The organism is Streptomyces nymphaeiformis (assembly GCF_014203895.1).
GTDB classification, from domain to species: domain Bacteria; phylum Actinomycetota; class Actinomycetes; order Streptomycetales; family Streptomycetaceae; genus Streptomyces; species Streptomyces nymphaeiformis.
Genome location: NZ_JACHJY010000003.1, coordinates 630,483 through 642,761, shown reverse-complemented (window position 1 = coordinate 642,761; position 12,279 = coordinate 630,483). Strand labels below are relative to the sequence as shown.

At 73.5% G+C, this 12,279-nt stretch carries 10 protein-coding genes and 1 pseudogene; 8 read left to right on the top strand and 3 right to left on the bottom strand.

Annotated features, from left to right (window positions below):
* Positions 1-11 precede the first annotated feature (11 nt).
* On the bottom strand, positions 12-1,187 hold the full coding sequence (locus tag GGE06_RS12950; RefSeq protein ID WP_116162496.1) for a glycosyltransferase: 1,176 nt from the start codon (positions 1,185-1,187) through the stop codon (positions 12-14).
* Between the two features lie 58 nt (positions 1,188-1,245).
* Between GGE06_RS12950 and GGE06_RS12945 the strand changes: the two genes are divergently transcribed.
* From GGE06_RS12945 to GGE06_RS12920, 6 genes are all read left to right on the top strand, one after another.
* On the top strand, positions 1,246-2,040 hold the full coding sequence (locus GGE06_RS12945) for a glutamate racemase (protein ID WP_184930891.1): 795 nt from the start codon (positions 1,246-1,248) through the stop codon (positions 2,038-2,040).
* A gap of 61 nt (positions 2,041-2,101) precedes the next feature.
* Positions 2,102-2,656, top strand: a complete 555-nt coding sequence (locus GGE06_RS12940) for a hypothetical protein (protein ID WP_116162500.1) — start codon at positions 2,102-2,104, stop codon at positions 2,654-2,656.
* 100 nt (positions 2,657-2,756) lie between these two features.
* Positions 2,757-4,355, top strand: coding sequence for an apolipoprotein N-acyltransferase (gene lnt / locus GGE06_RS12935; protein WP_184930890.1), 1,599 nt, complete (start codon positions 2,757-2,759; stop codon positions 4,353-4,355).
* 43 nt (positions 4,356-4,398) lie between these two features.
* A complete protein-coding gene (locus tag GGE06_RS12930) occupies positions 4,399-4,881 on the top strand; it encodes an NUDIX hydrolase (protein ID WP_116162504.1) in 483 nt (160 codons plus the stop codon).
* A 55-nt stretch (positions 4,882-4,936) separates the two neighbouring features.
* Complete coding sequence (locus GGE06_RS12925; RefSeq protein ID WP_246532497.1) at positions 4,937-5,788, top strand: 3-hydroxybutyrate dehydrogenase; 852 nt, start codon at positions 4,937-4,939, stop codon at positions 5,786-5,788.
* 68 nt (positions 5,789-5,856) lie between these two features.
* Entirely contained in the window at positions 5,857-7,752 is a 1,896-nt protein-coding gene (locus GGE06_RS12920; RefSeq protein WP_116165675.1) for a helix-turn-helix domain-containing protein, read from the top strand.
* Between the two features lie 45 nt (positions 7,753-7,797).
* Here GGE06_RS12920 and GGE06_RS12915 read toward each other — a convergent pair whose 3' ends face one another.
* Entirely contained in the window at positions 7,798-9,165 is a 1,368-nt protein-coding gene (locus GGE06_RS12915) for an MFS transporter (RefSeq protein ID WP_116162506.1), read from the bottom strand.
* A 576-nt stretch (positions 9,166-9,741) separates the two neighbouring features.
* Between GGE06_RS12915 and hydA the strand changes: the two are divergent.
* Both hydA and GGE06_RS12905 read left to right on the top strand, forming a co-directional pair.
* Positions 9,742-10,736, top strand: a pseudogene (gene hydA, locus GGE06_RS12910) (dihydropyrimidinase); the annotation flags it as partial.
* 1 nt (position 10,737) lies between these two features.
* Entirely contained in the window at positions 10,738-11,358 is a 621-nt protein-coding gene (locus tag GGE06_RS12905; RefSeq protein WP_312883125.1) for an LLM class flavin-dependent oxidoreductase, read from the top strand.
* Between the two features lie 77 nt (positions 11,359-11,435).
* Here the strand turns inward: GGE06_RS12905 and GGE06_RS12900 are convergent, their stop codons facing one another.
* Complete coding sequence (locus GGE06_RS12900) at positions 11,436-12,185, bottom strand: hypothetical protein (RefSeq protein ID WP_147321116.1); 750 nt, start codon at positions 12,183-12,185, stop codon at positions 11,436-11,438.
* Positions 12,186-12,279: the final 94 nt, after the last annotated feature.

The following is a 12,279-nucleotide window of genomic DNA, read 5'->3' as shown; positions in this document are numbered from 1 at the left end:
AGCCGGGGCGTTCAGCGGTCCGGTGCCGCCTCCGGGCGCGCGTACGTCCGGCCCTTCCACGCCGCGCCCCGGCCCCGGTAGTGCCGCACCGCCGAGTCCACCGTCATCAGGAGGTAGAGGAACGCGGTGAACGGCAGCAGGGGAGCGAGCCACAGCGGCTGCCGGTAGTAGCGGAGCATCGGCACGTACGTCCCCGCCATCACCGCCCACGCGGCACCCCCGGCCCACGCCGCCGGCGCGTCCCCGCCCCACGCGCCGGCCGCCAGGGCCACCGGCGGCACCAGATAGACGAGCGCGAGCCCCGCGACCGTCCCCACGAGCAGCAGCGGACTGTGCCGCAGTTGGGCGTACGCGCTCCGCGCGACCATCCGCCACAGCTCGCCGAGACCCGGGTACGGGCGGACGCTGTCGACCCGTTCGGCGAGCCCGAGCCAGATCCGCCCCCCGGCCCGCCGTACGGCCCGCGCGAGCGACACGTCGTCGATCACCGCCTGCCGGATCGCCTCCGGCACGTCCGCCGCCACCGCCGCCTCCGTCCGCAGCAGCACGCAGCCGCCCGCCGCCGCCGTCGCGAGCGGCCGCGTCCGGTTGATCCAGCGGAACGGATACAGCTGCGCGAAGAAGTAGACGAACGCCGGCACGACGAGACGCTCCCAGAAGCTCGCCACCCGCAGCCGGGCCATCTGCGACACCAGGTCCAGATCGTTCCCGACGGCCGCCGCCACGAGACGCCGCAGACTGTCCGGCTCGTGTGCGATGTCCGCGTCCGTGAGCAGTAGGAACTCCGGGCCCCGCGCGCGTGCCAGCGCCATCCCGTGCCGCAGCGCCCACAGCTTCCCCGTCCAGCCCGGCTCCGGCTCCCCCGGCGACACGACGGTCAGCGGCAGCCCGCCGTCCCGGGCGGCCAGCTCGACGGCCAGCCTCCCCGTCCCGTCCGTACTCCCGTCGTCGACGAGGAAGACCTCCGCGATCCCCGGATAGTCCTGCGCGAGCAGCGACGGCAGGCTCAGCGGCAGGACCTCCGCCTCGTCCCGCGCGGGCACCACCACGGCCACCCGCGGCCACCGCCCACCCCCGGGGCGCTCCGGCGGCAGCCGCTGGTCCGTGCGCCAGAAGAAGCCCTGGCCGAGCAGCAGCCAGAGCCAGACGGCCAGGGACGCGATCGAGAACCAGGCAAGGGTGCTCATTCGCGGCAGTCTGCCCCAGATCGCGGGGGACGAACGGCTCATCGGCTAGGGTGACCGGGTGAAGATCGCGCTCATGGACTCCGGAATCGGCCTGCTCCCGGCGGCGGCCGCGGTGCGACGGCTCCGGCCGGACGCGGACATCCTGCTCTCCAACGACCCCGACGGCATGCCCTGGGGACCCCGTACCCCCGAGGACCTGACGGGCCGCGCCGTCGACGTCGCCCTCGCCGCCGCCGCGCACCGGCCGCAGGCGCTCATCGTGGCCTGCAACACCGCCACCGTGCACGCCCTGCCCGCCCTGCGCGCCGCCCTCGAACCGGACATCCCCGTCATCGGCACCGTCCCCGCGATCAAGCCCGCCGCCGCGGCCGCCGGCAAGGTCGCCATCTGGGCCACCCCCGCCACCACCGGCAGCGCCTACCAGCGCGGACTCATCCGCGACTTCGCCGACGGCGCCGAGGTCACCGAGGTGCCCTGCCCGGGACTCGCCGACGCCGTCGAGCACGCCGACGCGGACGCCGTGGACGCCGCCGTCGCCGCGGCCGCCGCGCTCACCCCGACCGACGTCCGCGCCGTCGTCCTCGGCTGCACCCACTACGAACTCGTCGAGGAGCGGATCGTCGCCGCCCTGGAGGCCCGCCGCCGGGCCGGGCTCCCGCCGATCGTCTTCCACGGCTCCGCCGACGCCGTCGCCGCCCAGGCCCTGCGCCGGATCGGTGCCGAGCCCGCGCCCGACGCGGACCCCACCGGCACCCTCTCCGTCCTCCTCAGCGGACGCCCCGGACAGCTCCCCGCCCCGGCCCTCGGCTACGCGGAGGGCCGCGCCCTCGCGGCCACGGCCGCCGCGCACTGAGCGTCACCGGACCACTGCGCTCCGGCGCGCTGACCGCGCCGATCCCGGGTACTCTCCCCTCATGAGGGAGCTTTCCCGGAACGAGCCGGCACCCGCCGTCTGGACCGGCCGCGCGACCAACCGCTTCCAGTGGGTCGCGGCCGCCGCCGGCGCCGCCTGCATGGCCCTCGGCATCACCCTCGCCGTCGAGTCCCCGTGGACCTCCGGCATCGCCGCCCTCCTCATGGCGGTGATCGGCTGCGTCGCCGCCGGACTCCTCGTCCTCTTCGGGACCCTCGCCTTCGTCCACGTCGCCGTGAAGGTCGACGACCGCGCCATGGAGGTCCGCTGCGGCCACATCGGCGTGCCGCGCCGCCGCATCCCGCTCACCCAGGTCGTCGGCGCCGACTTCGCGCCCAGCGTCACCCCGCGCCAGTGGGGCGGCTGGGGCTACCGCTGGCGGCCCGAGAAGGGCACCGCCGTCATCGTCCGGCGGGGCGAGGCCCTGGTCCTGCGCCTCGGCGACGGCCTGACCTTCACCGTGACCGTCGACGACGCCGAGTCCGCGGTACGCGTCATCCGCGCCCGCCTGCGCCACCCGGCCCCACCGACCCCGCCCGCCCCGACCGGGGTGTGACCGGGACGGAGCGACACCCCGGTACAGCCGCCCGGGAGACGCTCCGCGCCGGGCCGTACCACCCTCCTCCCGCACAGGGACGACACGTAGACTCCCCAAGGTGAGCGCCACCATCACCCCCGTCGAAGCGCCCGGTCCCGACACCGCACCCACGCCGGGCTCCCGGCTGCGGCGGTTCGTGCGGCCCGGGGCGGCTCTGCTGTCCGGGTTCCTGCTCTTCCTGAGCTTCCCCCCGCGCCCCCTGTGGTGGCTCGCGCTGCCCGCCTTCGCGCTGCTCGGCTGGACCCTGCGGGGCCGCCGGCTCCGCGCCGGGTTCGGCCTCGGCTACCTCGCGGGGCTCGGCTTCCTGCTCCCGCTCCTCGTGTGGACCGGTGAGGAGGTCGGCGCCGGTCCGTGGCTGGCCCTCGCCGCCGTCGAGGCGCTCTTCGTCGCCGCCGCGGGCCTCGGCATCGCGGCCGTCTCCCGGCTCCCCTGGTGGCCGTTCTTCGCCGCCGGGGTGTGGATCCTCGGGGAGGGGGCACGCGCGCGCGTGCCCTTCGGCGGCTTCCCCTGGGGCAAGGTGGCCTTCGGGCAGGCGGACGGCGTGTTCCTGCCGCTCGCCGCCGTCGGCGGCACCCCGGTGCTGGGCTTCGCCGTCGCCCTGTGCGGGTTCGGCCTGTACGAGGCTGTCCGGCGGTTCCGCGCGTACAGGGCCACCGGCACCGTCCCGCGCGGCCCGCTCGCCGCCGCCGCGCTCGCGGTCCTCGTCCCGGTCACCGGCGCCCTCGCCGCGCTGCCCCTCGTCGACGACTCCGCCGAGGACGGCACCGCCACCGTCGCGGCCGTACAGGGCAACGTGCCCCGCCTGGGCCTCGACTTCAACGCCCAGCGCCGCGCCGTCCTCGACAACCACGTGGCCCGCACCCGCGAGCTCGCCCAGGCCGTCAAGGAGGGCCGTGAGCCGCAGCCCGACTTCGTGCTGTGGCCGGAGAACTCCTCCGACATCGACCCGTACGCGAACCCCGACGCGGCCGACGTCATCGACGGCGCCGTCAAGGCGATCGGCGTGCCCACCGTGATCGGCGCCGTCATCGCCCCCGAGACCGGCAAGCTCCGCAACACCCTCATCCAGTGGGACCCCCGGCGCGGCCCCGTCGCCACGTACGACAAGCGGCACGTCCAGCCCTTCGGCGAGTACATCCCGATGCGGTCCTTCGTACGGCTCTTCAACAGCAACGTCGACCGCGTCAGCCGGGACTTCGGCCCCGGCACGAAGGTCGGCGTCTTCGACCTCGCCGGTACGAAGGTGGGCCTCGCGACCTGCTACGAGGCGGCCTTCGACTGGGCCGTGCGCGACACCGTCACCCACGGCGCCCAGCTGATCTCCGTCCCCAGCAACAACGCCACCTTCGGCCGCACCGAGATGACCTACCAGCAGCTCGCGATGAGCCGGGTGCGCGCGGTCGAGCACAGCCGGGCGGTCGTCGTGCCCGTCACCAGCGGCGTGAGCGCGATCATCCGCCCCGACGGCGAGATCGTCGCGCAGACGAAGATGTTCACCCCGGACGTCCTCGTCGAGAAGGTGCCGCTGCGGTCCTCGCAGACCCCCGCGACCCGCCTCGGCACCCTGCCCGAGGCCCTGCTCGCGGCCCTCGCGGTGGCGGGTCTCGGCTGGGCCGGCGCCCGCGCGGTCCGCGCCCGCCGGACCCCGGCGGCCTGACGGAGGGCCCGGCCCCGGTCCGTTGATGATCTAGGGTCGGGGCATGGGCACTCCTGACTTCATCCGTGAACTGCGCGCGACGGCCGGTCACCAGCTGCTGTTCCTGCCGGGCGTGAGCGCCGTCGTCTTCGACGACCGGGGCCGGGTCCTGCTCGGCAAGCGGGCCGACAACGGCCGCTGGGCGCTCGTGGGCGGGATCGTCGACCCGGGGGAGCAGCCTGCCGACGCCGTGGTCCGCGAGGTGTTCGAGGAGACCGCGGTGCACTGCGTGCCCGAGCGGATCGTGCTCGTGGAGACCCTCCGCAAGCCCGTCGTCTACCCCAACGGCGACATCTGCCAGTACATGGACGTCGCCTTCCGCTGCCGCGCGGTCGGCGGCGAGGCGCGCGTCAACGACGAGGAGTCGACCGAGGTCGGCTGGTTCGACGTGGACGCGCTCCCGGAGATGAAGCGCTTCTCCTACCTGCGGATCGAGAAGGCGCTCGCCGACGAACCCACATGGTTCCGCACCACAGCAAACGGCTGAACTATGGGCCCTGCGCACATCGGTGGGGCAGGGGCCCGTTCATAGGGTGCGGAACATGAGCGCCCCCATCACCGAACCCGGCACCGTGGCCGGCACCGAGCCCGGTGCCGATCCCGCCTCGCCCCTGCCCCGCGCCGCGGGCCTCGCCCTCGACCTCACCGGCCGCACCGCGCTCGTCACCGGCGCGGCCGGCGGCATCGGGCGCGCCTGCGCGCTGCGGCTCGCCGCCGCCGGGGCCCGGGTCAGAGCCGTCGACCGGGCCGCCGAGGGCCTGGAGACCCTCGCGGAGGAGGCCCGCGGCCTCCCCGGCGGCCTCGACGCCCGGCTCCTCGACCTGACCGACCTGGACGCCGCGGAGGCGGCCGCCGCCGGCACCGACATCCTCGTCAACAACGCCGGGATCCAGCTCGTCCGCCCCATCGAGGAGTTCCCGCCGGACGTCTTCCACACCGTCCTCACCGTGATGCTGGAGGCGCCCTTCCGGCTCATCCGCGGCGCCCTGCCCCACATGTACGGCCAGGGCTGGGGGCGGATCGTGAACCTGTCCTCCGTCCACGGGCTGCGCGCCTCCGCGTTCAAGTCCGCCTATGTGGCCGCCAAACACGGCCTGGAGGGCCTCTCCAAGACCGCCGCCCTCGAAGGCGCGCCGCACGGCGTCACCTCCAACTGCGTCAACCCCGGCTACGTCCGCACCCCGCTCGTCGAGAAGCAGATCGCCGACCAGGCCGCCGCCCACGGCATCCCCGAGGAACGCGTCCTCGCCGAGGTCCTCCTCAAGGACTCGGCGCTCAAGCGGCTCATCGAACCGGAGGAGGTCGCCGAGGCCGTCCTCTACCTCTGCAGCCCCCAGGCCTCGTTCATCACCGGCACCTCCCTCACCCTCGACGGCGGCTGGACCGCCCACTGAGGAAACCCCCTGTGAAGCCCGTCCACAGGGGTGGTGCGACCACACGTCCGGCAGGTATCCCTGTGTCCATGTCCCACGAACACGTCTCCTACCTGGAACTCCTCGCCCGGGGAGCAGGGACGGAGGCCTACGACCGGCCCGTGCTGCTCGCCCGAGCGAGCGGCGCGGGCCCCGAGGCACTGGCGGAGCTCGAAGAGGCCAAGCAGCTCGCGCTGCGGGTCCGGGCCGAGCTGGAGGGGCGGCGGCGCCGCGAGGCGGAGCTCTCCGCCCTCTTCGCCACCGCCCACGACCTCGCGGGACTCCGCGACCTCGACGCGGTGCTGCGCGCCATCGTGCAGCGCGCCCGCTCGCTCCTCGGCACCGAGGTCGCCTACCTCAGCCTCAACGACCCGACCGCCGGCGACACCTACATGCGGGTCACCGAGGGCTCGGTCTCCGCCCGCTTCCAGCAGTTGAGGCTGGGCATGGGGGAGGGGCTCGGCGGTCTGGTCGCCCAGACCGCCCGCCCGTACGTCACCGACGACTACTTCGACGACGCGCGCTTCCAGCACACCCGGACCATCGACACGGCCGTACGCGACGAGGGCCTCGTCGCCATCCTCGGCGTGCCGCTCAGCCTCGGCAGCCAGGTCATCGGCGTGCTGTTCGCCGCCGACCGCAGGGCCAGGGTCTTCGAGCGCGAACAGGTCGCGCTGCTCGGCTCCTTCGCCGCGCACGCCGCCGTCGCCATCGACACCGCCAACCTGCTCGCCGAGACCCGCTCGGCCCTCGCCGAGCTGGAACGGGCCAACGACATCATCCGCGAGCACAGCGGTGTCATCGAGCGGGCCTCCGAGGTCCACGACCGGCTCTCCGAACTGGTCCTGCACGGCGGCGGCGTCCACGACGTCGCCGACGCAGTCTCCGAGGTCCTCGGCGGCACCGTCGAGTTCACCGAGACCGGCGCGGGCGCGGCCCGCCGCACCGGGGGCCACGCGGTCCGCGAGGGCGACGACTGGGTGGCCGCCGTGTCCGCCGGCGGCGAGACCCTGGGCGCGCTCGTCCTCCACGGCCAGCCCGAGCTCGACCCGGTCGACCAGCGCACCCTGGAGCGCGCCGCCCTCGTCACCTCCCTGCTGCTCCTCGCCCGCCGCTCGGCAGGCGAGGCCGAGCAGCGGGTGCGCGGCGAGCTCCTCGACGACCTCCTCGACGCCCCCGACCGGGACCGCGGGCTGCTGCGCGAGCGCGCCGCCCGCCTCCGTACCGACAGCGAGGCCCCGCACGTCGTGCTCGCCGCCCGCATCGACCGGGCCGCCGGCGGCGCCGCCGACCCCGACGCCGGAGGCCGCGAGAGCGCCGACCGCCAGCGCCTGTGGTCGGCCGCCTCGCACCTGGCCGCCACCCGGCACGGGCTCGCCTCGGCCCGCGACGGCGGGACGGTCCTGCTGCTGCCGCTCGGCCCGGGGGAGGGCGCCGCCGAGCTCGCCCGCCAGACCGCCCGGAGCCTCGGCGGCACCCTGCGCGAGCCCGTCACCGTCGGCGCCTCCGCGCCCGTACGGACCCTCCTCGACCGCCCGGACCAGGTGGCCGTCGCGTACCAGGAGGCCCGCCGCTGCCTGGACGCGCTCGTCCTGCTGCGCCGCTCGGGCCAGGGCGCGGCCGCCGAGGACCTCGGCTTCCTCGGCCTCCTCCTCGCCGACGGCCGGGACATCGACGGCTTCGTGGGCCGGACGATCGGGCAGGTCGTCGCGTACGACCGGCGGCGCGGGACCGAGCTGGTCCGCACCCTGGACGCCTACTTCGCCAGCGGCATGAGCCCGGCCCGTACCAAGGACGAACTCCACGTCCACGTCAACACGGTGGCCCAGCGCCTGGAGCGCGTCGGCCGGCTCCTCGGCCCCGACTGGCAGTCCCCGGCCCGCGCCCTGGAGATCCAGCTGGCCCTGCGCCTGCACGCCCTGTCGGACGCGGTCACGGGGACATGACGAGCCGGGCCCCGCACCTGTGCGGGGCCCGGCTCGTCTCGTGGATCAGGCGTCGGCGCCGACCCGGGCGTCCTCGGAGCTCCGCTCCCGGATCTCGCCGAGGTCGCGGTCGCGGGTCTCGCGGGCGCAGGCGATCGCGACGACCGTGAGCAGCGCGGCGGCGATCACGTACAGGGCGATCGGCGTCGAGCTGTCGTAGTCGTCGAGGAGCGCGACCGCGATCAGCGGCGCGGGGGCCCCGGCGGCGACGGAGGAGAACTGGGCGCCGATGGAGGCGCCCGAGTAGCGCATCCGGGTCGCGAACATCTCGGAGAAGAAGGCCGCCTGCGGCGCGTACATCGCCCCGTGCAGGACGAGACCGACCGTCACGGCGAGCAGCAGCGAGCCGAAGTTGCCGTGGTCGATGAGCAGGAAGAACGGGAACATCCAGGCGCCGACGCCGACCGCGCCGATCAGGTAGACCGGGCGGCGGCCGATCCGGTCGGAGAGCGCGCCCCAGGCGGGGATGACGGCGAAGTGGACGGCGGAGGCGATGAGGACGGCGTTCAGGGCGGTCTGCTTGCTCAGCCCGACCTGGGTGGTCGCGTACACCAGGATGAACGCGGTGATGACGTAGTACGAGATGTTCTCCGCCATGCGGGCGCCCATCGCGATCAGCACGTCCCGCCAGTGGTGCCGGAGCACCGCGACCAGTGGCATCTTCTCGACCTGCCCGGCGGCCGCCTTGCGCTCCTCGGCGGCGGCGAGCGCCGCCTTGAAGACGGGCGACTCGTCGACCGAGAGCCGGATCCACAGGCCGACGGCCACCAGGACGCCGGAGAGCAGGAAGGGCACGCGCCAGCCCCAGGAGGCGAAGGCCGCGTCGGAGAGCAGCGCGGTCAGCGCGGACAGCACACCGGTCGCGAGGAGTTGCCCGGCCGGCGCCCCGGTCTGCGGCCAGGAGGCCCAGAAGCCGCGCCGCTTCGCGTCGCCGTGCTCGGAGACGAGCAGGACGGCGCCGCCCCACTCGCCGCCGAGCGCGAAGCCCTGCACGAGCCGAAGCGTCGTCAGCAGCACCGGGGCGGCGGAGCCCACGGTCGCGTGCGTCGGGAGCAGCCCGATGGCGAAGGTCGCCCCACCCATCATCAGCAGGCTCAGGACCAGCAGCTTCTTCCGCCCGAGCCGATCCCCGTAGTGCCCGAAGACGAGCGCGCCGAGCGGCCGCGCCGCGAATCCGACCGCGTACGTCAGGAACGAGAGCAGCGTCCCGACCAGCGGATCGGACTCGGGGAAGAACAGCTTGTTGAACACGAGCGCGGCGGCCGACCCGTACAGGAAGAAGTCGTACCACTCGATGGTCGTGCCGATGAGGCTGGCGGCGACGATGCGCTTGAGGGAACCGGGTGGCGTCGGGGAGGGAGTTGCGGCGGCCATGTGCACCACTTCCAGGCATGTGCGGGGACGTTTCGGTGTCGCCACACCGTAGGAAGCGGCAGGTCAGGGGCGTATGTGGTGGGACACCATAGTTCGACGCTCCCGCATGCGCCCGGCCGCCATGGCCCTGCGCCGTGGCCTCGCGGATCCCGGCGGAGCGGCCGGATGAGCGCCTGTCCGTGTTGCACCGATCGGGGTGTTCTGACGCTGCCGTGCTGACTCCCGTGCTGGTTTCGTGCTGACTGAAACCCCATGTCAGCACCTGTGTTCGCCTCTCCCGTGCTGACTTGGTGCTGACTACGGAGAGCGGAACCTGCGCACATGGGGCAGAGCGGGCGCGGTTGTCGCAGCAGCTGTCGTCGTCATTCCGCTTCGGGCCTGGACGGGTCTTTTCCTGTCCGCGGAGGTGTGTGTGGCAGGTTCATGCGGGTGCCGCCCGGGGGTGTCGGGTCATGGTCCGCGGGAGAAGTTGGGGGCGGCTCACTCGGAACATGGTGACCCGCGTGAGTCGATGGGGCAGATATCCGCGTGGTGCGGGAGGGCTGGATGTGCGGCTGCCCAGTCGCGCAGGCGGCGGGTGTGTCTTTCGCGTCGGACACGCTCGAGACGGGGATGCGTGCCGCGGCATGGGGCGGGACGACGACGATCGTCGATTTCGCGGTGCAGTCGAGGGGCGAGTCGCTGCAGGCCGGCCTGGACGCCTGGCATGTGAAGGCGGACGGGAACTGCGCGATCGACTACGCGTTCCACATGATCATGTCGGACATGAAGGAGTCGACGCTGAAGGAGATGCCGAAACTCGTCCAACACGGCGTGGCCTCGTTCAAATTGTTTATGGCGTATCCGGGTGTCTTCTATTCGGATGACGGCCAGATTCTGCGGGCGATGCAGGTGGCCGACGATACCCGTGGGCTGATCATGATGCACGCGGAGAACGGCATCGCCATCGACGTCCTGGTGGAGCAGGCGCTCGCCCGGGGCGAGACCGACCCCCGCTACCACGGGGAGGTCCGCAAGGCGTTGTGGGAGGCGGAGGCGACCCACCGCGCCATTCAGCTGGCCCGGGTGGCGGGCTCGCCGCTGTACGTGGTGCACGTATCGGTGGAGGAGGCGGTGGCGGAGCCGGCGGCGGCCCGGGACCTGGGTCTGCCGGTCTTCGGTGAAACGTGCCCGCAGTACCTGTTCCTGTCGACGGACAACTTGGCGGAGCCGGACTTCGAGGGCGCCAAGTACGTGTGCAGCACGCCCCTGAGGCCGAAGGAGCACCAGGCGGCGCTCTGCGCGGGCTGCGGACGAACGACCTCCAGGTGGTCTCCACCGACCACTGCCCGTTCTGCTTCGTGGGCCAGAAGGAGCTGGGCCGGGGCGGCTTCTCGAAGATCCCCAACGGCCTTCCCGGGGTGGAGAACCACATGGACCTGCTCCACCAGGCCGTCGTCGACGGGCACATCTCCCGGCGCCGCTGGATCGAGATCGCGTGCGCGACCCCGGCCCGCATGTTCGGCCTCTACCCGCAGAAGGGCACCATCGCCCCCGGCGCGGACGCCGACGTCGTCATCTACGACCCGCACTGTGTGCGGCATCGGCCGCGGCGACTCCGCGATGCGCGTCGCCGGCCGCAAGCCGAACACCCTGGCCCGTCTCGGTGAGGCCATCGAGGTCATCCGCGACCTGGTGGAGGGCCGCGAGGCGACGGTCGACGGCAACCCGATCCGCATTCCCTGGATCAAGGACGGAAAACTCCCCGTCTGGATGGCCGCGTACGGCCCCAGGGCCCTTGCCCTCGCCGGCGAGAAGGCGGACGGCTTCATCCTCCAGCTCGCCGACCCCTTCCTCACCGAATGGATGGTCAAGGCGGTCCGCCAGGCCGCCACCGACGCCGGCCGCGACCCCGACGCCCTCACGATCTGCGTCGCCGCCCCCGCGTACGTGACGGCGGGCGACTCCCCGGCGGCCCTGGCGCACGCCCGGGACCAGTGCCACCACGGCCGCGCCGACAACCCCGACACCGCCTTCGTCCCCGACGAGATCGTCGACCGCTTCTGCCTCCTGGGCCCCGCCGAGGCCCACATCGCGAAGCTCCGCCGCCTCAAGGACTTCGGCGTCGACCAGTTCGCCGTCTACGACATGCACGACGACCGCGAGGGCACCATCGACGCCTACGGCACCGAGATCATCCCCGCCCTCGGCTGACGAGGCCGTTCGGTCCAGCCTTCAACACAGGTGGATGACGGCCATCCACCTGTTCCCGATGACGACCAGCGCACTCGTCATCGGCAAACAGTGTTGATCGAGGCGAGGCGGGTGGCGATCGCGTGGAGTCGGTCGGTGGGGAGGAGGCCGATGGCGAGGGCGGCTATCTGGAGGAGGGTGAGGTCGAGGGCGCGCTGGGCGAGGGGGCCGTCGAGGAGGGCGGCGAAGTGGTCGCGCAGGACGGCTGCGGCTTCTGGGTGGGCGAGGAGGTCGCGCAGCGGCACGTGCACGCTGAGGGGGCCGGTCGGGAAGTCCTCGGGGCGCGGTGCCGGCTGGAGTGCGGCGTCGGCTTGCGGTTTCTGGGCGCGGGCCAGGAGGTGTGCGGACGTGACCGGCCCCGTGGGCGGCAGGCCGAGGCGCTCGTACTGCTCCAGGGGCGCGTCGGCGGTGCGGAGTTGTCGGGTGAGGAGGGTGGCCATGCGCAGTTCGAGGGCGTCGTCCAGGAGGGGGTGTTCCTGGCCGGGGTCGGTGTGCAGGTCGAAGAGGAGGGTGCCGAAGGAGTAGGGGTTGGACAGGGCGTGGCCCGGGACCTTGAGCAGGGGGACGTCCTTGGTGAAGGGGAAGGGCGGGACGAGTTCCGCGCCCTTGAGTTCGGCGGGGGTGAAGCGGCCGCGCATGTGGGTGGGCATGAGGGTGTGCTCGTGCAGCGGCTGGTTGTACGGGTTCGCGCACGCCCGCATGTACACGTAGCGGCCGTCGGTGACGCTGACGTGGCCGCCGAAGCCGCCAAAGAGCGCGGCCTCGCGGACCGGGGTGTCGTCGGCCACGGTCCGGCGCAGGGGCCGGCCTTGCATGTCGGGCGTGCGGTCGACGCCGAAGTACTCCAGGAGCGTGGGACCGAGGTCGATCGTCTGGACGAGG